The following is a 25,839-nucleotide window of genomic DNA, read 5'->3' on the forward strand; positions in this document are numbered from 1 at the left end:
CATTGACACCGGCTGAAGCGGATGTTAGAAACAGTTTGGCCCTGCTTGCGCTGCACCGCTATCAGAACCTGGCGAATCGGATGAAGGCGGGTGAGCGATGTTTCTAGACTGGCTGCCAAAGAATATTTCAACTCATGGAGGGGAGATCGACTCGATCCTCCACCTGATTTACTCTGTCACACTGGTCTGGTTTATCGTCACCGTCGGAGCGCTCCTCGCCTTCGCGCTCCTCTTCCGTCGGCGTGACGGCCGGCGCGCCGCCTACATCACCGGCGATCGCCTGTCGCAGGCCGCATGGCTGTTGATCCCCACCGCCCTTGTCCTCGCACTTGACCTGTGGATCGATTTTCGAGGTGGCGATGCCTGGGCACGGATTAAGCTTCACACGCCGCCGAGCGACCTCCAGGTGCAGGTAACCGGAAAGCAGTTCAACTGGGAGATTCTCTATCCTGGGCCGGACGGCCGTTTCGGGACACCAGACGATCTGCAGATGGACAACGAACTGCACGTTGCCGTCAACAGGGTCGTCGGTATCGTCCTCAAATCAAAGGACGTGATCCACAGTCTCTATCTGCCCAATCTCCGCCTGCAACAGAACGTCATCCCGGGGCGCGAGTTGCATGCCTGGTTCCAGGCCACCCAGCCCGGCGTCTTCGAGATCCCCTGCCTGGAACTGTGCGGATTCGGCCATTCCGGGATGGTCGGACGTCTGATCGTCCATTCGGCCGACGACTACAACCAATGGGTGCAGGAACAGTGGCCGTCCACGTCACGCTCGACCACGGCAATCACTCAACCATGACGACCCCTCCGGCAGTCGGCCCCATTCCCTCCCCTACAGCCCCTCCCGTCCATGGGGCGCACGGGTTCTGGCAGACCTGCGTCTTCTCAACCGATCACAAAACCATCGCTAAACAGTATCTGTTCCTCGGCCTCTTTATGGCGCTGGTCGGCGGCTACCTGGTCTATGTGATGCGATGGCAACTCGCCTTCCCCGACACGTCGATCCCGGGATTCGGATTCGTGGGGCCGGAGACCTATAACGCCCTGGCCACGAACCATGGAACGATCATGGTCTTCTTTGTGGCGATGCCGATCCTGCTCGGCGCCCTGGGCAACTTCCTGATTCCCCTCATGATCGGCGCCAGGGATATGGCCTTCCCCCGGCTCAACATGCTCTCCTTCTGGACCCTCTTTGTCGCATCACTCGTCCTGCTGTCGTCCTTTTTCGTTCCAGGAGGCGCGGCGGCAGCGGGGTGGACCGGCTATGCGCCGCTGAGCGCCAGGGCCGAATATACCGGCGTGAATTGGGGGATCAACCTCTGGCTGCTCGCCCACGCACTTGAGTTTGCCTCATTCCTGATGGGCGGCGTCAATTTTCTGACGACCGCCATCACCATGCGCGCGCCGGGGATGACCTACCTCCGCCTGCCGCTCCTTGTCTGGCAGCAGATGACCGCCTCTGTCATCTTTCTGCTCTCCGTCGGACCTTTGATCGCCGCCGCTCTGATGTTGCTGATGGATCGGCTGTTGGACACCGGCTTTTTTGTGCCCGAACAGGGCGGCGATCCGTTGCTGTGGCAACACCTGTTCTGGTTCTTTGGCCACCCGGAGGTCTACGTCCTCCTGATGCCCGGTCTTGGGGCGGTGCTCGAAGTCCTTACGGTCTTTTCGCGAAAACCGGTCTTCGGCTACCGGTGGATCATCTACGCGACGATCTCCGTCGGCCTCCTCAGCCTCATCGTCTGGGCCCACCATATGTTTATCAGCGGCATGGACCCTCGACTGGCGATGCCGTTCAGCATCACCACCATCCTGATCTCCGTCCCGATCGCACTGATCGTCTTCTCGATGATTCTCACCCTGTGGAAAGGCTCGATCCGGTTTACCATCCCGATGCTCTGGGCCCTGGCGTTTGTCGTCATGTTCATCACCGGCGGACTCACCGGCATCGTCCTCGGTTCCGCGCCGGCCAACATTCAGGTCCACGGGACCTATTTTGTCGTGGCCCACTTTCACTACGTCCTGCTGAGCGTCGTCATCTTCGGCAGTTTTACCGGCATCTACTTCTGGTTCCCCAAGATGTTCGGTCGGATAATGAACGCGCCTCTCAGTTATCTGCACTTTCTGCTTACCCTTATTTTCTTCAACCTCACCTTCTTTCCGATGCATGCCGTCGGACTGGCCGGGATGCCGCGCCGTATCGCAAACCCACTCCAGTACGAGCTTCTACAATCGGTTCAACCGCTGAACGTCTACATTACGTTCAGCGCCATCGGGCTGACGCTCGCCCAGTTTCTCTTTCTGATCAACCTTGCCTGGAGCATTATGGCCGGAAAACAGGCCGATGCGAACCCATGGGAGTCGGCGACCCTCGAGTGGACCCTCCCCTCCCCTCCCCCTCACGGCAACTGGGGCGAGACACTTCCGACCGTCTACCGCGGTCCTTATGACTATAGCCCGCCGGGCGTTCGCGAGGACTATCTGCCGCAGGATCGCGCGACGACGGCAAGGCCCGGCTAGGAGCGACATCGATGCGCATGGCACTGGCCTCCGACCAGCCCGCTCGTCGCGGCAAGATCGCGGTCTGGTGGTTGATCGCCTCCGAGGTGATGATCTTTGGAGGCGCCGTCGGCAGTTATATCCTGGCCAGGGCGGCCGGCCCGGGATGGACTGGAGAGGCCGCACACCTGAGCGCCGTCCTGGCTACGATCAACACCTTTGTCCTGCTGACCAGCAGCATGACGATGGCAATGGCCTTTGCGGCCTATCAAACGGCGGATCAGCGCGGGGTACGAAAATTTCTCTTACTCACCATCCTGCTTGGACTCGCATTCCTCGGGATCAAGGCCTACGAGTATGTTTCCCATATTGGAGAGGGTCTGGTCCCCTGGAGCGGAGCCTTCTGGTCCTTTTATTACCTGTTGACCGGCCTGCACGCCTTGCATGTCGTTGCCGGGCTTATTGTCAACGAGATCGTATGGCTGGCAGCCGGCAAGGGGCTGAGCACCGGCTATCGCATCGAGATTGCGGGACTCTACTGGCACTTTGTCGACATCGTCTGGATCTTTCTCTTCCCACTCCTCTATCTTTCGTACTAATATGAGACGTAGATGCGGGCGGCGGGCGGAAGAGTGTACAGGACACCTCAGATGACGGCTGAACGGGTCCATCCGAACTATATTACAATCTGGATCTGGCTGATCGTTTTGATGCTGGCCGGGGTGATGGCAACCTTACTGCCGCTGGACAGCTCAGTCATCGTCGGCCTGATCTTTGTCATTGCGTCCGTCAAGGCCGTCCTGGTCGCATTGAACTACATGCACCTGAAATCTGAGAATTGGCTGATCTACGCCCTGGCGATCGTGCCGGTATTGTTGGTGGTGGCCATGATATTGGTCCTGTTTCCGGATATCGTCTATCGTCATTGAGTCTCTCGTCCGGCGTAGCATCATGATATCTCTCATTCCCTGTATCGTAAGGAGCATTGGGCAGAACCATGGCTAAAGGCGCGGATGTCGTTATTATAGGAGGCGGGATTATCGGCGTAGCCTGCGCCTACGCCCTGACCCGCGCTCACGTGAAACGTGTCGTCCTGGTTGAGCGTGGCAGGCTTGGCCGCGAGGCGTCGCGAGCATCGGCGGGTATGCTGGTGCCCCAGGGCGAGGCGGAGGGACCCGGACCATTGTTCGACCTCTCCCTTGCCGCACGAAATCGCTATCGGACACTGGCCGATGAGCTTCGAGACGCGACTGGGGAGGACATCGAGTATTGTCGGTGGGGACTGCTGTACCTTGTCGATCCGGCCGAACATGAGGCCGCCAAAGGGCGAGCCGCGTGGCAGCGGGCGGCCGGCCTCCGCGTCGAGGAGTTGTCCGGACGTGAAGTACGCGCCCTGGAGCCGATCCTGAGTCCCGAGATCGGCGGCGCGCTCTTCTTTCCCGACGAGGCGCATGTACGGCCCTGCACCGTCGTCTCGTCGCTGGCGGCCGCAGCACAAGCCGGCGGCGCCGAGATTCTCGAGCAGGTCGAGGCGGTCGATTTCGTTCTCAGCGACGACCGGGTACGGGGTGTGAACGTCGGCGGGAAGACGATCCTCGCGGACACCGTCGTGGTCAGCGCCGGGGCGTGGTCCGGGCATCTGCTGGATCGCATCGGCCACCGGCTGCCGACGGAGCCGGTGCGCGGCCAGATCGTTCGCACTCGATTCGATCGCCCGCCGCTTACCCACCTGGTCTGGGGTCCGTTGGGCTATTTGGTACCACGACTGAACGGCGAGGTCTTAATCGGAACCACCGTGGAGCAGGCAGGATACGCCTCGACCCCCACCCTGGCAGGTGTCGCGGGGCTGGTTGCGGCCGCCGGGGCAATGGCGCCCACGCTCATGGCCGCGCCCTTCGATCGGGTCTGGGCGGGACTGCGACCCCGGCTGCCCGATGGCCTGCCGGCCATCGGCCGCTTTGCGGATATCCTGAATCTGTACGTGGCGACCGGCCACTACCGGACGGGGATCCTGCTGGGACCGCTCACGGGGGAACTGCTTGCCGATCTGATCCTGGGTAAAGAGCCGGCCTTTCCCCTCCAGGCCTTCTCCCCCGATCGCTTTGGCCGGTAATCGCACCGGCCAACAGTCCTTCAGCTCTCGCCGGCTCCACACACAGTGATCCGCCTTGGGTCGTTGCCAGAAACGATTTGTCCCGAACCATCCCCTCTTCGCGCGCTCCCCTTATTGATCCTTGCATAAGTAATGGAAAGCGAACCAGACACCTATCCGTTCAGCCTGAGCTTGTCGAAGGCCGTTCCGTTCATGGTTCGACTGGCTCACCACGAACGGAAATGAGACATCAACTCCGCGCCTTACTTATGCAAGCTTCAATAGCAACAGCGTTGGAGAAGGAACTGCATCATGGAGCGACCCGGTATCTCAGGAAGAGCGTCTTATGGGACACCCGGCCGTACAAGACCATCTCTTGACGGCGTGTCATAATGCCACTATACTGTGAAACACTATGATATATAGACGCCGCGAGATTACGCAAGCCATTAAGGAAGCCCTACAGGATATGCCCGTTGTGGTGGTTACCGGCTTACGACAAACTGGTAAGAGCACCCTTTTGAAGATGGAGTCCGGTCTCAAGGGGCGGCGATATATCAACTTCGATGATTTTGCATACTTCGCGGCCGCAAGAGAAGACCCTGAAAGGTTTGTACCGAATGACCAACCGGTGACCATTGATGAAGCGCAGAAGTGTCCCGAGATATTGACGGCGATCAAGAAGGTCGTAGATAGCCGCCGAAGGCCAGGGCAGTTCTTACTGTCCGGTTCTGCAAATTTCGCAATGCTCAAAGGGATCTCTGAAACACTCGCCGGGAGGGCGATTTATTTCACCCTGCACCCCTTTTCCCGTAGGGAAATTACGGGGGAGATTTCGATAGCCCCTTTTATCTATGACTTCTTTCATACACAGGAGATTCCGAGCTCTGTCACAGTAACGCCGGTAAGTTCGGAGGATGTTCTTACGGGGGGCATGCCCTCCGTATGTCTTGGGGAGGTAAGGAACAAGGACCTCTGGTTTAAGGGGTACGAGCAGACATACCTTGAGAGGGACCTCAGAGACTTGAGCCAGATCGGACACATCGTCTCGTTCAGACATCTGCTACACCTCACCGCATTGCGGTCCGCCCAGCTCTTGAGCATCAGTCAACTCGGGAGAGATGCAAAGCTGAACGTAGCAACGACATCGAGATACCTGGCTTTATTGGAGGCATCTTTTGTTGTACACCGCATTCCTCCCTATCTCAGAAACCCGGCGTCAAGGCTCATCAGGTCTTCGAAAGTCTATATGTGCGACTCGGGCCTTGCCTGTTATCTGGCAGGGATCAAAGGTCCCGATCGAGATCTTCAAGAGATTCTCAGGGGGCCTATGCTCGAAACATATGTGGCGCAGAATCTTTCGGCGATCATGGCTACAAAGTGGCCCGAGGCAAGTCTCTGTTTCTGGAGCATTCAGGGAAGGTACGAGGTTGACTTCATTGTCGAGGCAGGCACACGATGCCTCGCTATCGAGGTCAAGGGGGCAACCCGTTGGGATGACAAGGACCTCTCCGGCCTCAGGGCCTTTATTGCGGCAACACCGCAATGCGTGGCCGGGATTCTCGCCTATAACGGCGAACAGGCGGTGAGACTCGGTGAGAAATTATGGGCGATCCCGTTGGGGACTATACTTTCGTAGATCCCCCTACTGCCACCGCTTCCCCCCGAATCCACGATCCCCTCTCCTCCAGATATGAGGGAGAGGACTGAGGTGAGGGAGTACGTCGGGCTTGTTCCGTTACACCAGTTTGCTAAGCACGTCGGCAGATACCTGATCACGCAGGAATGGATAAGCTTCGAGAAGTCGCGCGATATCGGCGAGATCCTTTTGGCGCTTGCTCGGGCGGCGTGCAGCGTCTGTGACCGCCCACACTTTTCCCTGGATCACATCTTCTAAGCAGGCGACCGGCAGGCGGTACCCTAACACCTCGCGGATGGCAGTTCGGTCTACGAACGCAGCATATCTGGCATCCGTCTGAATCCGGATACGCAGATCGGAACCTGGATCAGACACATTGAGGCTATGCGCAAATCGCTCGACCTGAAACTCCCGGCATAAGGGCACCTCAACATTCGAGAGCTGCTCCGCCACGATCGCCAGATCAAGATCGAGGCTAACCAGAGGCTCCGCATACGCGTTGACAGCCTGCCCACCGACCACGCAATATCGGATGTCGTGATCCGTGAGAAGACCGATCACCCGCTCAAGACAATCGGTCCGGTCTATCGTCACTGTTTTCCAAAAGGCGCTCGCGCGCATCGTGAGTATCCATTTCTGGGGTTGAAATTAACCTCATCTTAACAGACGGTGGGATTCCAGACAACCAGGCTATTGTGTCTTGCTTGAGCCGGTCACCTAAGAGGAGTGGCATGAGCACAAACAGCCCACATGCTTACTGCAAGCTGATATTGGCCGTCGTCGCAAGGCTGGTCGGTCGCTCAAGAAGATCGACCGTTAACACCTGGATCACCGCTGTTCCTGAGCCGCGAGAGGTGGGGGGGCGATATGTCGCCGTAAATCGGCCGTCTGCCGTGGTAAAGAGCTGGACACGGGGATCGGCGGTGCTTGTGGTGCCGTCAATGATCATTCCACCCGCCGTTGTTACGCTATAGATCGGGGCCACCGTCAGCCCCACAGGAGTTCCATCGGGAACAAGATTGCCCTCTCGATCGTTCACCGTCACCGTGATGGTTGACGTACTCGTGCCATTGGCGGGCAGAGATGCCGGGTTGGCAACCACCGTCGCGCTATCGATCCCCACGAGGGTCACACTCCCTTGACCGACAAGATTAACAGGCCTGCCGCCGGCGTCCACCGAAGCGATTTGAATGACCGCCGTGCGAGATTGTCCTCGAGCAAGACCTGTGAGGTCTTGGGGGGTGTAAAAGAGATTTATACTTGCCCCGACGGTTTCGAACAGCAGGAAGCGGCCGTCAGGGCTCGGCCCAACGCTGGACCCGCTGATCAGACCCCCCGCTGAGTAGGTGGAAAACGCCGGCTCGGCCGTCACCGCCACCAACGCGCCGTTTGCTACCAACGTTCCATTCCTGTTGATGTTGCTGACGGTGACGGTGGTCGGCAGCCTCCCATCGGCAAAAAGGATGGGCGGGTTGATCAGAACAGTGGCGCTCGTCGGGAGCGACCCCGTCCCCGAGGCCATGGGAACGCTGAAATAAGAACTGAAGGCATTCAGCAGCCGATTTGATGCTACGTCCCGAACCTCCTGCGTGACACGCACCGTGTAGCCTCTCCCTGTAAACAGCGGATTGTCGAAGGTGATCGTCGCCACGGTATCGCCCTCTGAGAAAGCGATACCGCCAGCCAGGCGGAGACCTGTTAAGCTGTCGGAGACAAAGAAGGTCGACGCATTCACCGTAATAGGACTGACAGGCTCGCTGAACCTCACAGAAACGGCTGCCGTGAACAACACATTCAAGGAGCCACTGGCGGGATCAACACTTACCACTTTGGGACGGCCAAGATCCCCCGCGGTAGCCGTCCCGAAGGTACTGGTAAACTCTGCCTCCAGCGGATTCCCTGCGGTGTCCGTGACCGCCGTCATCAGCCGGATCGTAAACGCCGTATTGGGAGCCAGCGGTCCGTCAGGCCTGAAGGTGGCCAGCGTATTCGGTCCTTGCGCTCCATTGCCCACACTCACCTGCCCGCCGATCGGCACAGCGCCCACCTCCACACGGAAGCTTTCTGCCGTGAGCGAGGCGGGTCTCATCGGCTCGGAGAACTCCACCTGCATGACGGTATTCAAGGATACGTCCGTCTTCCCTTCGCGGGGACTGATCTGCACAACAGCGGGTGCTGTGCTATCGCTTTCAAGGCCGGTGGTAAAGGAGGAGTAGAAGCTGTTTGCCAACGGATTCCCTTCTGCGCTACGGATTCCTGTCGTCACCGTAATGGCGTAACCCGCTTTTGGGGCCAGCGGGTTTGTCGGGATGAAGGTGACGACTGTATTTGCTCCCTTGGGGCTGTTGCCCATGACAAGCGTGCCCGGAATCGTCTGACAGCAATTTGGAGAGGTCCGTTGGACGTAGAAATTGGCGCTGGTCACGCTGGCCGGATCCAGCGGCTGGCTGAACTTAGCCACAACCGGCGCGTTGAGCCCGACCCCAGTCTCACCCGACGCTGGGCTGACGCCGGCAACGCCCAGGACTGGCTGCGGGGTGCAGAGGCCGTCATTCCGCAAGGACAGGCTTCTTGCCCCCAAGACTCCGGTGATCTCTTCGTCCGTGTTTACGGCAGCGGCTTGAATGGTGGCGGTGCGGGTCTCGCCGGAGAGTAACGAGAGCGTCGGAGGTGCATACTGTACGGTTAACGTTCCTCCATATGCGATGTCACACAGCAGAAACCGAGGATTGATCGAACTCGCGCTGCATTCCGACCCACTCATCGTCCCGCCGGCGCTGCCGACTGCAAAGACCGGATCGGCGGTAACCGCAAACCTCGTTCCGACAGGAACCGGATTGCCGTCATTGTCCACGATGGTGACGGTCACGTCGGCAAAACAGCTATTATCAGGCCGTATCCAAGTCGGATTCGAGGTAACCGTCGCACTGGCACTGCGGAACAGCGTAACCGATGCCGAGCCGATCAGGCGCACGGGCCGATCCGCTGTATCGAGCGAGACCACCTGCACCGTGGCGGTGCGACTGCTGCCGGGCGGCAGGTCGCTCAGGTCGAGGGAGCGGTAGGTGAGCGTCGCTCCGCCGTCGAGCGTGGTCACCACCTGGAAGGCCGGATCGGCGGCGCTCGGCACCCCACCCGATAGCGTCCCGCCCGCCGAGTCGGCGAAGGTGGTGGAAACGACCGTCACCCCGAGGCGGGTGCCGTTGGGGACCAGCGTCCCGTTGCGATTGACGTTGCTGAGCGTGACTTGAGCGCTGCTCTGTCCGTCGGCGAAGAGGCTCGGGGGATTGACCGTCACGCTCGCCCCGGTCGGCAGGGTGGTGAGGTCGGTCCCAGGCGCTGCCCCTGTCGTAAAGGAGAAGGTCTGCCGCGCGGCGGCGTTGCCGGCTAGGTCGGTCAATGCCGCCCCGGTGCTCAGCTCTACCTGGTAGGTGTGCTGGGCCCACAGCGGCTCGGCGGGGATCACGCTCGCCTGGCGCCGGTCGGCGGAGACCTGGTAGCTGCCGGCCACCACCCGACTCGTGGTCCAGTCGCGCAGCGTGAACGAGGCCAGGTGCACCGTGGCTGGCTCGATCGGCTCGTTAAAGCTCAGCGTAACCGCCGTGTCGGCCGCGACCCCGGTGGCCCCGCTCATGGGACTGATGGCGGTGACGATCGGGGGAGCCGTATCGGCGGTGGTGCTGGTCGTAAAGAAGCTCTCGACCGGGGCCGGGAGGCGATTGCCAGCCGCATCGGTCAGCTCGGGGGTGAGCGTGAGCACGTAGGTGGTGCTGGCCGCGAAGGGGAAGAGGTTGGCTGGGCGCACGCAGAGGACCCGGTTCATGAGGCTTAAGCGACGCTCCAGCTCGAGCAGCACTCCGCCGCCGGTGACTACCACGCTCTCGGCCGTGACGGTGGTCGGATCGAGCGCCTCGGAGAACTGCACGCAGGCTTGTCCGTTCGTGGGAAGCTCGGTCCCGCCGTCGGGGGGGCTGATCCCCACCACGGTGGGCGGCGTCAGGTCGAGGCTTGCCTCGGTGGTAAAGGTCGAGGAGAAGGCGCTGAGCAAGGGGTTGCCGGCCAGGTCCTTGGCGCCGGTGCTCACCTGGATCCGGTGCGAGCTGTTGGGGACCAGGGGGGGCAGCCGGAGTCAGCGTAAGGGTGAGGCCGTCGGCCGAGAGGCTGTAGGCCCCTACCACGGGCTGGTAGCCCGGGCAGAAAACGTTCCAGATGCAGGTGTAAAACTGTACCGGGGTGGTGGTGGCGTGCAATGTCGTGGGATCCATCGGCTCGGAGAAGACGATGGTGATCTCGGTGTTGACGGGGACGGCCGTCTGGTTGGCGACGGGGTTGACGCTCACGACGAAGGGGCGGACGTTGTCGAGGGTACTGCCGGTGGTGAAGGTGCTGGTGAACGATTCGATCAGACCGTTCCCGCTCAGGTCGCGTACGGTCTGGTCCACATGCACCGTGATCTGCGTCGTCGGCGGGAGCAGCGCATCCGGGTTAAAGGTGGCAATCGTATTGCCTCCCGACAGAGAAATCGTGCCCGCCAGGTTGGTGTCGGCCGCCGACAGCCTGAAATTCTCGGTGGTGATGGACGCCGGATCGATCGCCTTATTCAAGGTGACGGACACGCTGCTGCTGACGTGAACCCCAAAGGCGCCATCAGGCGGGTTCACAGCGATCAGCCGTGGGGGGGGAAGAGATCGGCCCCGGCGCCCACAAAGAAGGTGCTGAGGAAATCCGTCCCCGGTCCTCCGCTTCCGACGATGGGGTTCCCGGCCAAGTCTGTCACCTTGCGTGAGAGGACGATCTCCACGCTCGAGTTAGCCTGCAAGAGCGCCGCCGGTCTGAAGGTCACGACCCGGTTGTCCTGTCCCACGGTGATGCTCCCGGTCACTGGCTCCCCGTTATTGGAGACCCGCAGCGTAGTCGAATTGACCGTAACCGGATTGACCGTAACCGGATTGATCGGCTCAGAGAAGGCGAAGACGATAGAACTGTTCCGCGGGACGCCGGTCGCGCCATTGGGGGGATTCACATTTACGTTGGGGGAGATGGTGTCCGGCGATCCGGCCGTGGTGAAGGAGCCACTCAGGGGGGCGTCAAGTGGAACCCCTTGGGCACCTTGAATCGCCTGGGTGAGCGACAGGGTAAAGCAGGTACTGGGTGCAAGCGGGGCCGACGGCGCGAAGATCGCCGCGGCGTTGTTGAAATCGAAGGCAAAGCTCCCCGCGACCTGCTCGGTGGTCCCGCAGCGCGTCAGAGCGAAAGAGGATGCATTCAACGTTGTCGGGTCGATAGGGATCGAGAACAGCACGCCGACAGAGACATTGGTCGGGACGCCGGAGAAACCAAGCATGGGGTTGACCGCCGCCACCCGCAGCGGCGGACCGCTCACGTACGTGAAGCCGCCGGGGAGGAGGGCATCACCGTTCGGATTGCTCACCCAGACGTCGGCAGGCCCTTCCGTCCCGGGAGGGGTGGTGACCCTGATTGCCGTGGAGTCGATGGTAGAGTACGTCCACACCTCTCTGCCGTCAATCAACACCTTGCCGCCGGCGGCAAAACCGGACCCGCTGATGGTCACGACACTTCCCCCCTCGACAGAGCCTTTGTTCGGCGTGACCGACGTAATCACCGGTGGCGGTCCTGTAGGGGTTGTGACCGTGAACGAGAAGGCGTTGGAGACACGGCCGCCGACGGTGACCGTGACCGGCGCAGGACCAGGGGAGACCGTTGCGGGGACGGCTGCGTTGATACTGAACACTGTGGCGCTGAAGACAGGGGCGCTGACACCGTTAAAGCGGACGTCGTTCTGCGAGGCGGTCGGGCTGAAGGCCGTCCCGGAGATGGTGATCAGGCGGGTGGGCGGGCCTGAAGACGGATCGATCCCGGTGATCGTCGGAGGGGCGGGCGTGATCGTGAAGCTCCCCTCGGCCGCGCCGCCCGGCGTGCTGACCGTGAGCCTGGCGGCCCCAATCGGCGACAGGAACGAAACGGCGAGGCACGCATCGATCTGCGTGTCCGAGACCCGCACGCCGTTGATGTGGACCTCGGGGTTGTCGGTGGTCACCGACGCCCCAAGGAAGTTGGTCCCGGTGATCGCAATGCAGGCCGTATCGCCTGCCTGGGCACTGTTCGGAACGATGCTCGCGATGGTGGGGGCGCTCAGGCAGTTCGTGCTGCGCTTGATCGACAGGATGTTGCCCACCGCATCGTACTCGTACGTCGCACACTCGTTGTTTTCATTGACAACGCGCATCAGACGCCCCAGGTCGTCGTAGAGATAGCTGACCGACGCCACCTGCGCCTGCGCGGAGACCGCAAGGCCCAGCATCGCCTGGAGTGCCAAAAGGAGCGTAAGCGATTTCAACCGCAGTGTACGCATGTCAATGGATAAAACAGTCTCGTCCAAGCCATATTCATGGACCCTTCTTCGGGCATCTTGTCTACCTACCGGGTGACCCAGCAGCGTCGCGGAAGTCCTCTGCTGCGAAATAGCGAAGGACCCCGTCCGTGGTCACAGCGACGAATCCCTGATCGTCGCTACCGCCGATCCACATCGAGCGGGGATCGGCATAGACAAACGAGGAAAACATCTTCCTGAAGTCGAGCGCGGCAACGAGTCTCGCTCGCTGGACATCGACAACGTTGACTCTAAGGCTTGATCCTGTAATGGCACGGTTACCCATTCCTCGTAAATCAGATGGAACATCGATTTCGGTTAGTACAAGGTTTACGTGGGTCTCCTGCGCGCCGTCCTCCAATTGGTGAATGCCAAGCTTCCAGAGCCTATCCTTGGGATCCGGTGTAGCCCTATGGACCACGGCAACTTTCGCCCCGACTACCAGTGGAGGATCCGCGTTATCTGGAATCCGCCCCCCGAGATTGACCTTCCAGCGGGGCTGACCGGTACGGAGGTCAATCCGTAGAAGCTGAGTTCCGTTGGCGATCAGTAAGGAATCCTCTAGAACAGTAGGGGACGAGGCGCCCTCCGGTACAAGCGGGAGGCTCCATGCCAATTGGCCCGTACTCTCGTGAAACGCGAGCACTTTGCGGTACGCCTTCCAACCCGAACCACTTGGATCTCCCTCGTACCCAAGGATCAACCCGGCTACTTGAGGAGTGCCTAGTCGCCGTCGCCAGACGTAGCCGGGATACCGAGCCTCGGCCACCTTGGCGCCGTCGCTTGCCCTGAGGACGATTCGATGCCATTCGTTGGCCCCTGGCCCTGGGATGCTCGCGATCACCGCGTCCCCACGTGGGCCAACCTCGAGGCTCGCCTCATCTCCTACCAGGGTAGGCCCCTTCGCACCGGGAAGATTCACTCGCCAGACGGTTGTGCCGTCTGCGCGATCCAACCCGAGGACCACGAGTTCCCTTGTCTGCTCGTCATACAGGCCAATCACCAGTCGTTCGCCTACCTCGACAAACATGTCTCCAAGGGGACCCCCGTTGTATGGCAGTGCCCTCTCCCATACCACGTTGCCCCGATGGCGATCCAGCGCCACGAGCTTCGGAGCACCGACGGCAAGATAGCAACGATCCCGGTCAAGCAGCACACCGCGGATCTCTTCCCGGGCTATAGGTGCCCCGGCGAGAAGCCCATAGAAAAAGAGGTGGGCCTTAGTCGTGTACGCCCACCGTTCTCTTGGCTGATCTGCCACGTCGGCCTCTCCCAATCTCCCACACCCGGTCATCATGCTGAGCCAGAACATCGTAGCTAGCACCAGCGCGCAGCATAACGGCCCTCGGTCACACTCTCCGTTCTGAACCCGGCGCCATGAGCGCATCTATTTTTGCCGTCCCCTCTGTTGCGCGATGCGCCTGACGATCTCATTGATCGTCGTTGGGTCCTCCCAGTAGCCCATATGTCCAGCCCAAGTCCGCACCTGTTGCGCGGCGCCCAGCGTGAGCGCCGATGGCCAGGAGATAGGATCGAGGGGCGACCAGATATTGACCCAGTCTTTTGCAAAACCGGTATCTCCCCCCATCACCGGAGATCCCATCGTGACCAGCAGATCTACCGACTGCCCGCCGGCTAATAAGGTTGACACGTTATAATCGACAGCAAGACCAGATCCCCAACTGTGACCAATAATATTGAACGGTTCACCCCTCGCCGCAGCCTGTGCCGCGTAGTCGGCAATTTTATTCAAGACTGCGGTCTGGGCTTGTACGCTCAAGGGATTGCCGTTCCAGCGAACCTCCTCAACCCGTTCACCTGCTTCTCGGATCGCGCGTCCGAGTGGGTTCTCCGCATAGGTTCCTGGACGTGGCGCTCCCAAGCGGACTCCATGCACCATCACCGTGAGGAGCCCCAGCGGATCGCTGGCATTGGTTGGGTTGTTGCGAACGTACGTGTACTCATTGAGTCCGTCGCGGAAGCCCAGGGGATCTTCCGAGATGAAACGAGCCAGCCCAGGATGGTAGTAGCGGGCACGATAGAAATAGAGCCCGGTGTCGTCGTTTTCTCGGCGAGTGTACTGGAATGGATTTGAGAAGGCTGGGTTAGTCGAGGAGGTCGTGCCGAAGGGATCATAGGCATATTGCACGGCGGGATTGCTGGTTTGATCCATTACGCTCAGCGTACTGCCGAGGCCATCATAGATGGAGAAGTAGGCGCCGTCTTGTCGCAGGCTACCGAGCACTTCATCGATGGTGAGGGTGCGCAGATAGGAGATGGGACCGCTGGGACGTACCTCCTGCGTGATGTCGAGGCCATCGTACAGATATTGGGTGGCCGAGCCGTTGATCTGCTTGACGACCCGACGCCCGAAGGCGTCGTAGACAAAGCTGGCAGTCGCGTCAGGGCCGGCAAGGCCAACCAACCGATTGCGCGCGTCCCACGTAAAGGTGGCGAGGCCATTCGGGTCCGTGATAGAGGTCAAGTTGCCATTCGCGTCGTAGGTCATGGTCTTGTCACCGAAGCTCTGCTGGCGGTTGGCGGGGTCGTAGGTGCCAGCGGTAATCGAGTCGGGCAGCAGCGTCCGGGCGAACAAGCCGCCGACGCCGATCCGGTTGCCGGCGGGGTCGTAGGTGTAGGTGAGGTCGCCGAGCAAGCCCGCCGCGTTGCGGTAGATGAGGGCGGTGAGCCGAGACGCAGCGTCGTACTGGTACTCGGTGCTGACGCCGTTGGGCAGCGTGAGATTCGTGCGCCGACCGAGGGTGTCGTAGTCGATCGACGCCGGGTTCAGCGGCGCCTGCGTGATGGTCCGCAGGCGCGAGGCGGCGTCATAGGTGTAGCTCACCGGGCTCAGGTCACCCACCTGCATCTGCGTCCGGCGGCCGAGGGCATCGTAGGCGTAGTGGATGGCGCCGAGATTCGTGATCTGGGTCGTGAGACGGTCCAGGGTGTCATACTCATGCAGGATCGTCCCGCCGATAGAGTCGCCGGCCTGGAGGAGGCGGCCGGCGGCGTCATAGGTGAAGCTGGTGCTGCTGCCGTCGGCGAAGGTGGACTTCGTGCGCCGGTTGAGCGCATCGTAGGTGAAGGTGCTGGCTTGGCCCTTGCGGTCGGTGGTGCTCGTTAGGTTCCCATTGCCGTCGTAGGTGAACGACTCAACGGCCCCAACAGCATCGGTCCGGGAGGCCAGGTGATCCATGTCGTCATAGGTGTGGGTGATGGTGTGGTTTTGTGCATCGGTGACGGTCAGGAGATTGCCGTTACCGTCGTAGGTGAAGCGGGTCAGGCCATTGACGGCATCGACAAGCTGCGTGAGCCGGTTCAGGGTATCGTAGCTGAGGCTGGTGGTCCGGCCGCGCGGATCGGTCTGGGTGAGCAGGCGGGAGACCAGGTCGTAGGTCCGCTGGGTGGTGTAGCCCAACGGGTCCGTGATGGTGGCGAGGTTGCCTACGAGGTCGTACTCAAAGCGGGTGACGTGCCCCAGCGGATCGGTGGTCGAGATGGGCTGGCCGAATTCGTTGTAGGCGATGCGGGTGCTGGCACCCGTGGGGTCGGTCAGGCTGGTCAGGTTGCCCAGCCCGTCATAGGCGAAGGTGGTGACGTTGCCCATCGGGTCGGTCAGGCGCGTGAGCCGACTGAAGGTCGGCTCGTACTCGAAGCTGCGCGTCTGGCCCGCCGGATCGGTGATCGAGCGTACATTGCCAGAGTCATCATAGGTCACGCGGGTGGTGCGCCCAACGGGGTCGGTCGTAGCGAGCAGCAGGTTGGTCCCCTCCTCTCGCTCCATTCTCGTGGTCTGGCCCACGGCATCGGTCTGCGACGTAAGGTAGCCGGCACCGTTGAAGCGATAGGTGGTGGGGCGCCCGAGCGGATCGATGACGACGGTGGCCCCGACGATCCCGGTGGAGGGCTGGGCGCTGCACGGCGGCACGGAGATGGGACCGCCGCCGGCCGCTTCTTGCAGGAGCTGGGCGCTTTCTGGGAGGCTGGCTTGATCCGCCGTGATGTAGTAGAACCGGAACGTGCCGCCATCGGCCTGCTGCTGCTCACAGACGCGGCTATTCACGTCGTAGGTGTTGCGCAGGAAGGTGATCCCTTTGGGATCGGTGATGGCGGTCATGCGGCTGCTGCCGTCGTAGGTGTAGCTGGTCACGCCCCCGTCTGGGTTGGTCGCGCTGATCAGTTGGCCGCCCGAATACTCGTAGGTCGCCGCGCGGCCAAGCGGGTCGGTGATCCTGGTGATCAGGTTCGGGAAACCCTCTCGCATCTGCAGCCTGAACTCGCGCCCGTCCGGGGCGATCACACGGGTTGCATCGCTCGCGAACTCACGCTTGATCGTGACCTTGTTCCCATTGTGATCGGCTTGCTCGACGAGAATGCCTGCTGAACTGAATGTGTAGAAGGCGCCGTTCTTAAGGTGCAGAATGGAGGAACCGTCAACATTAAACACCAGCTTCGCACCCAGGAACAACGGTTGGTCGCCGTTCGTAAAGGTGCCGTCGGGCTGACGGCTGAAGGCGATGCGGCTATTCCCGGGGAGGATGAGCGTAGCCGCGTCCACGGTGCGCCTGACGAGCCAGTTGTAGCCGAGATATGTGCCGGAGCCGAAAGGTCCCCGGACGGTGTCCATCGTGCGGTAGGTCCGCTCGATAACAATTGGAATTCTTGCAGGCAGTACCAGGTCGGTGTTGCGAAGCACGAACGCGCCAGTGGCAAGGTCGACCGGGTCGCCGCCTTGAGGGCTCTGGCCGATAATGTTAATCGGCGTTCCGTCGGGACTGGGACTGGAGAAGAGGCTCGCCCCGCAGCAGAACTTGGGGATTCCCACGCCGGAATCGGTGACGATCGTCTTGCCGTCGGCGCTCACCGTACCCGTCCCGGCGATTCTCCAGTCGTTGGGCGCTTCACCGGGATTGCGCGACTCGTCAAAGTACCAGAGTTCCGCCTTCTCCCCGGGGGCGAGGCCGAGGTCATTCGGGGCCGCGAAGGGAATCGGCCGACTGGGGGTGCCTCCGCCCTGCTTCCCGAAGTAGAACATGTAGACCGTCCGGGCGCGGACCTCGGGTGGCGGCGGCTTGATGGGCAGACGATCGATCGGCACCGTGCGGATCGAGACCTTGTCGTTGGGCTGTCCGTCCCAGCCGATAATCTGGGTGCCGGCCGGAATGCGCAGGGCGACGCCCGGCAATTCGGGGTCGCTGGCGATGGTCTCCTGGGTCGGGCTGATCTGGGTAAAGTTGAAATTCTTCTGCAGATGCAGGTGGGGGATGAATGGGAGCTGATTCACCACGCCCGACAGGATCGTTACGTTGGTCGGGATCGTAGGATAGTGCTTCGTGGAGGTGCTGGCCGTCTGACCGTCGATCAGTACGACCTGGTCGCCGACCGGCGGGTTCTGCATCAGGAAGTTGCCGCCCGCATCGGTGACGGCCTCGATGCTGCCCTGTGCCGTCTCGATCCGCAGCGTCACCCCCTGAATGGGCTGCTCGTCGGTATCGAGGACTCGTCCGGCGAGGGCGGTGATCCCGGCGCCCACCACCGCAAGCGAGGCAGAGGCCGAGCGCGTGACAGGCCGGCCATCGATGGAGGCGACGGCAACGATGGTCAACGGCACGATCCCCACTGGCGTCGTCGAGGCGGCGTTGACGCGCAGGGTGGCGGTCTGCCCGGTTGCGAGCAACGCCGGACTGAAGGAGGCTGTCGCGCCTTGGGGGAGACCTTCCAGGGAAGGGCTCGCGAGTCCAGTGAACTGATGCGCGCCGGTACTGGCCAGCCGAACCATGTAGGTTGTGGACGTCCCCTGGACGACGGCCCCCGATGGCGGGCTCACGGAGAGGGCGAAGTCCTGACTCAGCAGGACAACGAAATCGTCGCCACTGGTCGCGGCCCCTCCGGCGGTCTCGACGGTGATGCGCCCAGTAGCGGCGCCGATCGGCACTACTGTCCGGATGCTCGTCGACGTACTGCCGTCGATGCCGGCCCGCACCTCATTAAACGTCACCGAGCGGACGCTGCCAAGGTTCGTACCGGTGATCGTGACGCTGTCGCCCACTTCGCCTGAGGTGGGCGTGAACCCGGTGATCGTGGGCAGCACAGCGTTGACCGTCACCGTCACGCTCGCCGTGGCCGTCCCGCCGCGCCCGTCGCTGATGGTGTAGGTGAAGCTGTCCGTGCCGCTCCAGTTGGTGGGTGAGGTATAGGTGACCGTGACGCCGTTGAGGGTCACCGTCCCGCCCTGGCTCCCCTGCATGACCGCCGTAATCGTGAGCGAATCGCCATCAGGATCGCCGTCGTTGCCCAGCACGGCGATGCTGATCGAGGCGTTTGCGTCGGTGACGGCGGTATCATCCCCGGCTATGGGCGGTCGATTGGGCGACGGCGCTACAGTGACGGCCACGGTGTCCGGAAGGCTGTCCTCGAAGCCGTCGTTGACGATGAGCTGCGCGACATAGTCGCCAAGCAGGTCCGGCACGAACCTGGGCTGCACTGTCGTGGGATTGAGCAGGCGTGCCGCGCTGTCGGTCGGCGCAGTCGTGAAGGACCAGCGGTAGGTCAGCGGGTCGTCATCGATGTCGAAGGAGGCGGTGCCGTCAAGCTGGATGGTGTCGCCGATGGTCGCCTGCTGGTCGTGGCCGGCATCGGCCGTTGGGCGGGAGTTGGTGGTGTCGATCTGCACCGTAGCCGGTTTGCTGTCGAGGGCGCCGTCGTTGGCGATGAACTGGACGATGTAGCGACCCTGAAGATCCGCCACGAAGGATGGGTACGCTGTGGTTGCGTCGCTCAGGGTGGCCTGGCTGCCGGTTGGCGCGGAGACGAAGGTCCAGCCGTAGGTCAGCGGGTCGCCATCGACGTCTGAGGATAAAGAGCCGTCAAGCTGTACGAGGCTGCCAATGTGGACGGTCTGGTCGAGGCCGGCGTCGCCTACCGGGCGTGAGTTGGTTGTGCTGATCTGCACGGTGTCGGGCGAGCTATCGGTGTAGCCGTCGTTGACGAGGAGCTGGACAGCGTAGGTCCCCGGGCGATCGATGAGGATGGTGGGGCGCACCACTGTGGGATCGGACAGTGTCGCGGTGCTGCCTGTTGGGACCGAAACGAACGTCCAGTGGAAGGTCAGCGGGTCGCCGTCGAGATCTGAGGAGGCGGTGCCGTCAAGCTGGACAGTAGTAGCGACGGAGACGGTCTGGTCAAGGCCGGCGTTGGCGAGGGGTGGGTGATTGAGGATGGTGAACGCGATGCTCCCCGATCGGCCGCCGGGGTTGGTGACTGTGACGGTGGTGGGCCCCGGGTGTAGACCTGGGGGGACAAGGAAGACGGCCGAGTGGCCGGTCGCGGAGAGGACTGGGGCCGCGATACCGCCGACGGTGATCTGGACGTTGTGGGCGCCGAAGCCGTGGCCTTTGATGCGCGCCTGATCGCCGATGTAGGCCGCCCGAGGGGTGATTGTCTTGATCATGCCCTGAGCGGCCTGCAAGGGACTGAGCCAGGCGGCCGTACCAGCCAAAACAGCAGCCGGGAGAACGGCCGTGAGCAGCGCCGGCCTCCGCCGGACACCACTCGCGACAGCATGCACTGCCTTGCGAACATGTCGGACCGTCCGGCTCAGGAGCATGACCGATCCCTCCACAGGCTTTCGTATGCCACGAAGGCTGATGCGGCTACTGCGCAGGACTAGGCTCTATTCGAAGTGAAGACAATATCGCGGAGCTTTATACACGCTCACTCTCAGCAAGTCAAGGACACAATATTTGACACTGTTACAATACCGCTTAATCTATCTAACACAGTGTGACTATGTCAATACGCATTTTCGCGCATACACTATGACTCAATATAGCCACACGTGGTAAATCCTATGTGACGCGGTTCTATCGGGTGAAGATCTTACAAGGAGGGGAGTCGGAAGAGGCGGCGGGCGTTGTCGGTGGTGAGGCGACCGAGGTCTTCGAGAGGCATTTCCAGGATGCGGGCGACCTCCTGGGCCGTGTGGACGAGATACGCCGGCTCGTTCCGTTGTCCTCGAAAGGTTTGAGGCGGCAGGTAGGGACAATCGGTTTCCAAGAGCAGGCGGTCGGTCCTCGCCTTTCGCGCGATGTCGCGCAGCGCCTCGTTCTTGGGATAGGTCACCGGCCCGGCGATAGACAGGTAGTAGCCTCGCCGCCAGGCCTCTTCCGCCATTACCGGATCTCCGGAGAAGCAGTGCAGGAGGACGGCCTGTGCCGCCTCCTCCTCAAGGACGCACATCGTGTCGTGATGGGCGTCTCGGTCGTGGACGATCAGCGCCAGATCCAACTCCCTGGCCAGTCGGATCTGGCGGCGAAAGGCATCGAACTGGGCGGGGCGCGGGGCGCGGTTGCGGAAGAAGTCGAGACCCGCCTCGCCGATGGCCACCACCTTGGGCTGTTTGGCCATGGCGCGCAGGCTCTCGTCGACAGCATCATCGTAGCTTTCGGCATCGTGCGGATGAATGCCGACGGCGGCAAACACCTGTGGGTGATGTTGCGCGGCCTCCACCGCCCTCCGGTTGGCCGCCTGATGATAGCCGACGGTAATGATCAGGTCGATCCCGGCAGTTCCGGCCCGCGCCAACACCTCGGCCCGGTCGGCATCGAACTCATGCATCTGGATATGGGCGTGGGTGTCGACGAACATTCAGCGAATCTTTGCACCAGAGGTCACCGGGGTCTCGGATGTCAGCAGAACGATCCGGCCGGTGTCGTCTTCGGCCGCGAGCACCATCCCCTGGGACACGATCCCCATCAGGCTGGTCGGCTTCAGATTGGCCACCAGAATGATCCGCTTCCCGGTCCAGCTTTCAGGCGGATAGTGCGCCTTCAGGCCCGCAACGACGGTCCGCTCTTCCTCCCCAAGCCTCACCCGCAGCTTCACCAGCTTCTTGGATCCCTTGATCGCCTCTGCCTCGATCACCTCCGCGACGCGCAGGTCGACGCGACGGAACTCCTCGATCATGATCTGTTCAGGTGCGGTCTCGGAAACGATGGGCGACTCTTTCTCTGTATGAGGCTGCCTTGCGCCTGTCCCGGCAGGTTGTAAGCGGGGAGCGCTCGTCTGGATACGGGGAAAGAGGGCCTGCACCTCCTGGACTCGCCACTCTCGCGTCTGTATCCCTTCCGCCGGTGTGACGTCATTAAGCCGAATCGGCGTCATCGTGTCGGAGACCCCCAAGCCCTGAAGCATCCGCTCGGCCGTCTGGGGCAAGAACGGCCACAGAAGCAACGCAATCGTATGGAGGGTCTCCGCTGCCGTGGACAGGACCGCTTTCGTCCGTGCATCGTTCGGGTCGCGCTTCCAAGGTTCGTTGGTGACCAGGTATTTGTTCGTTGCTGAGATCAGGTTCCAGATCGCCGCTAACGCCTCGCTGAACGCGAAGCGCTCCATAGCGGCCATGACCTCCACCGCGGCGCCGCGTGCGGGTTCGACCAGATCTCCGGCACCGGACGCGTACGTGATAGCACCGGCATAATATCGCTGGATCAGCTTCAGAACGCGGCTGTAGAGGTTCCCCAGATCGTTGGCCAGGTCTGCGTTCAGCCGTGCCACCAGCGCATCCTCGCTGAAGGCGGCGTCCAGGCCGAAGGTCATCTCCCGCAGCACGAAGTAGCGAAAGGCATCGACGCCGTACTTGTCGGCCAGATCAAGCGGTCGGACCACCGTCCCTCGGCTCTTGGACATCTTGGCCTCTTCGATCTTCCAGTAGCCGTGGACATTCAGATGTCGGTACGGCGGGAGCCCCGCCGCCCGCAGCATCGTCGGCCAGTAGATGGCATGCGGCTTCAGGATATCCTTGGCGATCAGATGCTGGGCGGGCCAGAAACGGTGAAACGCCTCACCGTCCGGCCAACCCAGCGCGGAGATATAGTTGATCAGCGCATCGAACCAGACGTAGGTGACGTACCGGTCATCAAAGGGAAGCGGGATTCCCCATGTGAGGCGCGTCGCAGGTCTGGAGATACAGAGGTCCTCCAGCGGCTCCCTCAAGAACGATAAGACCTCGTTCCGAAAGCGCTCCGGCCGGATGAAGTCGGGATGGCGGTGAATATGGTCGATCAGCCACTCCTGATATTTCCCCATCCGAAAGAAGTAGTTCTGCTCTTTAATAAAGGTGGGGACCGTCTGGTGATCCGGGCATTTGCCCGCTTCGAGCTCCTTTTCCGTATAGAACCGCTCGCAGCCGTAGCAGTAATGCCCGCCGTACTCGCCGAAATAGATATCTCCGGCACCGTAGATCTGTTGCAGGAACCGCTGAACGGCACGCTTGTGCGGCTCGCTGGTCGTCCGAATAAACTGATTCGGCGTAAGCCCCAGCCGCGTCCAGGTCTCCCGGAAGATCCCGCTGATCCGGTCGGTATAGGCCTGCGGGCTCTCACCGGCCTGCGCCGCCGCCTGGACGATCTTGTCGCCGTGCTCGTCGGTGCCGGTGAGGAAATAGACCTGCTCAGGTCCCAGCCGAAGCCTCTGAAAACGAGCCATCGCGTCGGCCAGGATCGTGGTATAGGCGTGCCCCAGGTGCGGGGTCGCGTTGACGTAGTAGATCGGGGTGGTCAGATAGAAGGTCTGATCGCTCATGAGTGGGTAGGATCTGCCTCGGGGCCGACCCCTCGGCCACCGCTGGGGCAGCCTCCGCCGCCGCAACCGCCTCTCGGTCCGTCCTCGTCCAGTGGTGGGCCGACATGAATCAGATCGGCGGCCTTGACGGTGATCTGCGCCCCGTCTTCCAGTTCGATGACCACCGTTTCGGCCAGCAGGTTCCGTGTCTTTACAATCCCGATCCCCTCTGGCGCCTCGGCCGGGGAGCCGATCTTGGGCAGACGCCGCTTGACCTCCTCATACATCGAGTGCTCGTAGCGAAGGCAGCACTTGAGCCGTCCGCACATCCCCGCCAGCTTGCTCGGATTAAGGGGGAGGTTCTGATCCTTGGCCATCCGGACCGAAATCGGCTCATACTCCTTCAAAAAGGTCTTGCAGCACAGCTCCCGGCCGCACGGCCCGACGCATCCTAATTTGCTGCCGACGTCCCGGGCCCGGATCTGTCGCATCTCGATGCGGGTATGCAGGTGCTGCGCCAGGTCCTTCACCAACTCGCGGAAGTCGATCCGATCGTCGGCGTAGAAATAAAATGTCACCCGGCTGCGGTCGAAGCTCGCCTTCACATCGACCAGCTTCATCGGCAACCCGAACTCCGTGATCTTTCGTGAGCAGAACGCGCGTCCATCCGTTTCCAGACGCCTGATGCGTTCCTCGTTGGCGCGGTCCCGTGCCGTGGCTATGCGGATGACGGCCGGCAGCGGCTCGGTGATCTTCTGATCAGGAAAGAGCGGGAAGGTGGAGAAGACACGGCCCAGCCCCTGCCCCCACTTCGTTTCGACCACCACCTGATCACCGGGTTGCAGTGTGACCCCTCGTGGATCGTAATGTTGATCCTGATATTCGGTCTCGCCCAGGTTGATACGTACCGTTTTCATACTGATACCGACAATAGGGTTGACGGAAGCAGCTCCCGCAGTCGGAGCAGCAGATCCTCCATTGACAGGCGCGGGTTCGCGTTGCGGGTTATATTCTCCATGGCGGCATGAACCGCGCGAAGTCCGTCCAGAACGGCATTCAGGGAGATGCTCTTCGCCTGTCCGGCGATGGCCTCGCCGCGGTCATCGTTGACAAGCCATCTGGTATGTCCCGAAGCCTTCACGACCATCAGATCACGCAGCCACGCCGACAGGATTTCCAACTGCTGTTGAAGCGTGTCCCGATCTTTCGCCAGCTTTTCGGCCAGTTCTACCAGGGCGGCCGGCCCTTCGCCGAGCCCTCGACCAATCCCCTCGAGCAACCGATCCCTCGTCGCCGGGAGCGACGCCACCTCCGGGCTCAAGGCCCGATCGATGCTCCCACGGCTTAAGGAGGCAATCAGCCGCGCCTGCGACGGCTCCATCCCCTGTCTCCTCAACACGGTCTCGATCTCCCCGTGCGGCAGCGGGGTAAAGGTGACGGACTGACACCGGGAGACGATGGTGGGAAGCAGGGCCGCGACGGCGCTTGTCAGCAAGATGAACACGGTATCTTTGGCCGGCTCCTCCAGAGTCTTGAGCAGGGCGTTGGCCGCCTGCTCCGTCATGCGCTCGGCGCTGTCGAGAATAAAGACCTTCCACGGCGCCTCATATGGAACCAGGGCGGCGTCGGCCTCCAGGGTCCGGATCTGCTCGATCTTGATAAACGCGCCGTCCGGTTCGATCACCTGGACGTCGGGATGCTGTCCGGCGGCAATGTTACGACAGGACCGGCACGCCCCGCAGGCATCGTGAGGCGTAAGGCGTAAGGCGTGAGGGGACTCGGGGGGTTGGGGGTTGGGGGTTGGGGGTTGGGCCGCCTCTTCACAGTTCAGCGCCTGGGCGAAGGCGAGCGCGGCGGCGCAATTGCCGACACCGGCCGGCCCACTGAACAGATAGGCGTGCGCGATCCGCCCGGTCGCCAGCGCCCGCTGCAGGAACCCGATAGCCCGCGTCTGGCCTACGACATCATGAAACGGCATCGTTGCACCGATGTGAGCCGAATAAACCGATTCCACACAATAGCCTCAATCTCGATCGCATCCAAGCCCGCATCGATCACGATCACTCGATCCGCATTTTCCGCAGCCAACGTCAGGTAGCCGTCTCTGACCCGCCGGTGAAAGTCCAGCGGCTCGGCCTCGATCCGGTCCCAAGACAACGATGCTGCGCCCAGTCCTATCGGCTTCTCTGGGGTGTCGACTTGTCTGCACCGTGCCAGTCCGACCTGCGGATCAAGATCGAGCAGGATGGTCAGGTCCGGCGCAAGTCCGTCAGTCGCAAACCGATTCAGCCGCCGTATCAGATCCAGATCGATCCCCCTCCCGAATCCCTGGTAGGCAACCGTCGAATCGGTAAAACGATCGCACAGCACCACGGCCTCTCGTCCGATAGCGGGCGCGATCAGCTCGCGGACGAGTTGTGCGCGGCTGGCCTCGTACAACAGCAGTTCCGTGGCAGGTGCGATAGGGCCGGACCCCAAATGAAGCAGGAGTGAACGGATCTCCTTCCCGATGGCGGTCCCGCCTGGATCGTGGGTTTCAACGACCTCTTGACCGGAGGCGCGAACACGATCGGCTAACAGTGCAAGCTGGGTCGTCTTCCCAGACCCCTCGCCCCCCTCAAAGGTTACGAATAGTCCGCGCATGACCTTACT

16 protein-coding genes and 1 pseudogene are annotated in these 25,839 nt (G+C 61.7%); 6 read left to right on the forward strand and 11 right to left on the reverse strand.

Features of this window, described 5'->3' with window-relative positions; all coding sequences use genetic code 11:
* Positions 1-97 precede the first annotated feature (97 nt).
* The 6 genes from C3F12_03110 (at position 98) to C3F12_03135 (ending at position 6,233) form a co-directional block, all read left to right on the forward strand.
* Entirely contained in the window at positions 98-802 is a 705-nt protein-coding gene (locus tag C3F12_03110; protein PWB47950.1) for a hypothetical protein, read from the forward strand.
* On the forward strand, positions 799-2,523 hold the full coding sequence (locus tag C3F12_03115) for a cytochrome c oxidase subunit I (protein PWB48003.1): 1,725 nt from the start codon (positions 799-801) through the stop codon (positions 2,521-2,523). The genes C3F12_03110 and C3F12_03115 overlap by 4 nt, the downstream gene beginning before the upstream one ends.
* Positions 2,524-2,534: 11 nt before the next feature.
* Positions 2,535-3,101 carry a cytochrome oxidase subunit III gene (locus C3F12_03120; GenBank protein PWB47951.1) on the forward strand — a complete coding sequence of 189 codons (567 nt, stop codon included), beginning with the start codon at positions 2,535-2,537 and terminating at the stop codon, positions 3,099-3,101.
* Positions 3,102-3,113: 12 nt separating this feature from the next.
* Entirely contained in the window at positions 3,114-3,431 is a 318-nt protein-coding gene (locus tag C3F12_03125) for a hypothetical protein (GenBank protein ID PWB47952.1), read from the forward strand.
* 68 nt (positions 3,432-3,499) lie between these two features.
* Positions 3,500-4,615, forward strand: a complete 1,116-nt coding sequence (gene thiO, locus C3F12_03130; GenBank protein PWB47953.1) for a glycine oxidase ThiO — start codon at positions 3,500-3,502, stop codon at positions 4,613-4,615.
* Between the two features lie 394 nt (positions 4,616-5,009).
* A complete protein-coding gene (locus tag C3F12_03135) occupies positions 5,010-6,233 on the forward strand; it encodes a hypothetical protein (protein PWB47954.1) in 1,224 nt (407 codons plus the stop codon).
* Positions 6,234-6,332: 99 nt separating this feature from the next.
* On the opposite strand, the gene C3F12_03140 is transcribed toward C3F12_03135, so the two are convergent.
* The 11 genes and pseudogenes from C3F12_03140 to C3F12_03190 all read right to left on the reverse strand — a co-directional run bounded on the left by C3F12_03140 (position 6,333) and on the right by C3F12_03190 (position 25,830).
* Entirely contained in the window at positions 6,333-6,854 is a 522-nt protein-coding gene (locus C3F12_03140; protein PWB47955.1) for a hypothetical protein, read from the reverse strand.
* 133 nt (positions 6,855-6,987) lie between these two features.
* Positions 6,988-10,317, reverse strand: coding sequence for a hypothetical protein (locus C3F12_03145; protein ID PWB47956.1), 3,330 nt, complete (start codon positions 10,315-10,317; stop codon positions 6,988-6,990).
* 31 nt (positions 10,318-10,348) lie between these two features.
* A pseudogene (locus C3F12_03150) lies at positions 10,349-10,708 on the reverse strand (hypothetical protein).
* A gap of 191 nt (positions 10,709-10,899) precedes the next feature.
* Positions 10,900-12,606, reverse strand: coding sequence for a hypothetical protein (locus C3F12_03155; protein ID PWB47957.1), 1,707 nt, complete (start codon positions 12,604-12,606; stop codon positions 10,900-10,902).
* Between the two features lie 61 nt (positions 12,607-12,667).
* Positions 12,668-14,011 (reverse strand): hypothetical protein, encoded by a 1,344-nt coding sequence (locus C3F12_03160; GenBank protein ID PWB47958.1) that lies wholly within the window; start codon positions 14,009-14,011, stop codon positions 12,668-12,670.
* Positions 14,012-20,233 (reverse strand): hypothetical protein, encoded by a 6,222-nt coding sequence (locus C3F12_03165; protein ID PWB47959.1) that lies wholly within the window; start codon positions 20,231-20,233, stop codon positions 14,012-14,014. It lies immediately after the preceding gene.
* Positions 20,234-20,505: 272 nt separating this feature from the next.
* A complete protein-coding gene (locus C3F12_03170; GenBank protein PWB47960.1) occupies positions 20,506-21,273 on the reverse strand; it encodes a hydrolase TatD in 768 nt (255 codons plus the stop codon).
* Positions 21,274-23,208 carry a methionine--tRNA ligase gene (locus tag C3F12_03175; protein PWB47961.1) on the reverse strand — a complete coding sequence of 645 codons (1,935 nt, stop codon included), beginning with the start codon at positions 23,206-23,208 and terminating at the stop codon, positions 21,274-21,276.
* Positions 23,205-24,104 carry a stage 0 sporulation protein gene (locus C3F12_03180; protein ID PWB47962.1) on the reverse strand — a complete coding sequence of 300 codons (900 nt, stop codon included), beginning with the start codon at positions 24,102-24,104 and terminating at the stop codon, positions 23,205-23,207. Before C3F12_03180 ends, C3F12_03175 begins: the two co-directional genes overlap by 4 nt.
* A complete protein-coding gene (holB, locus tag C3F12_03185) occupies positions 24,101-25,165 on the reverse strand; it encodes a DNA polymerase III subunit delta' (GenBank protein PWB47963.1) in 1,065 nt (354 codons plus the stop codon). Before holB ends, C3F12_03180 begins: the two co-directional genes overlap by 4 nt.
* A complete protein-coding gene (locus C3F12_03190) occupies positions 25,144-25,830 on the reverse strand; it encodes a dTMP kinase (GenBank protein ID PWB47964.1) in 687 nt (228 codons plus the stop codon). The genes holB and C3F12_03190 overlap by 22 nt, the downstream gene beginning before the upstream one ends.
* Between the last annotated feature and the right edge of the window lie 9 nt (positions 25,831-25,839).

Source organism: Candidatus Methylomirabilota bacterium, assembly GCA_003104975.1.
Lineage (GTDB): Bacteria > Methylomirabilota > Methylomirabilia > Methylomirabilales > Methylomirabilaceae > Methylomirabilis.

Bases quoted from the DNA above. Each gene is read 5' to 3' on its own strand.
- C3F12_03110 (PWB47950.1), top strand. From the start codon at position 98: ATGTTTCTAGACTGGCTGCCAAAGAATATTTCAACTCATGGAGGGGAG.
- C3F12_03115 (PWB48003.1), top strand. From the start codon at position 799: ATGACGACCCCTCCGGCAGTCGGCCCCATTCCCTCCCCTACAGCCCCT.
- C3F12_03120 (PWB47951.1), top strand. From the start codon at position 2,535: ATGCGCATGGCACTGGCCTCCGACCAGCCCGCTCGTCGCGGCAAGATC.
- C3F12_03125 (PWB47952.1), top strand. From the start codon at position 3,114: ATGCGGGCGGCGGGCGGAAGAGTGTACAGGACACCTCAGATGACGGCT.
- thiO (PWB47953.1), top strand. From the start codon at position 3,500: ATGGCTAAAGGCGCGGATGTCGTTATTATAGGAGGCGGGATTATCGGC.
- C3F12_03135 (PWB47954.1), top strand. From the start codon at position 5,010: ATGATATATAGACGCCGCGAGATTACGCAAGCCATTAAGGAAGCCCTA.
- C3F12_03140 (PWB47955.1), bottom strand. From the start codon at position 6,854: ATGCGCGCGAGCGCCTTTTGGAAAACAGTGACGATAGACCGGACCGAT.
- C3F12_03155 (PWB47957.1), bottom strand. From the start codon at position 12,606: ATGCGTACACTGCGGTTGAAATCGCTTACGCTCCTTTTGGCACTCCAG.
- C3F12_03160 (PWB47958.1), bottom strand. From the start codon at position 14,011: ATGCGCTCATGGCGCCGGGTTCAGAACGGAGAGTGTGACCGAGGGCCG.
- C3F12_03165 (PWB47959.1), bottom strand. From the start codon at position 20,233: ATGCTCCTGAGCCGGACGGTCCGACATGTTCGCAAGGCAGTGCATGCT.
- C3F12_03170 (PWB47960.1), bottom strand. From the start codon at position 21,273: ATGTTCGTCGACACCCACGCCCATATCCAGATGCATGAGTTCGATGCC.
- C3F12_03175 (PWB47961.1), bottom strand. From the start codon at position 23,208: ATGAGCGATCAGACCTTCTATCTGACCACCCCGATCTACTACGTCAAC.
- C3F12_03180 (PWB47962.1), bottom strand. From the start codon at position 24,104: ATGAAAACGGTACGTATCAACCTGGGCGAGACCGAATATCAGGATCAA.
- holB (PWB47963.1), bottom strand. From the start codon at position 25,165: ATGCCGTTTCATGATGTCGTAGGCCAGACGCGGGCTATCGGGTTCCTG.
- C3F12_03190 (PWB47964.1), bottom strand. From the start codon at position 25,830: ATGCGCGGACTATTCGTAACCTTTGAGGGGGGCGAGGGGTCTGGGAAG.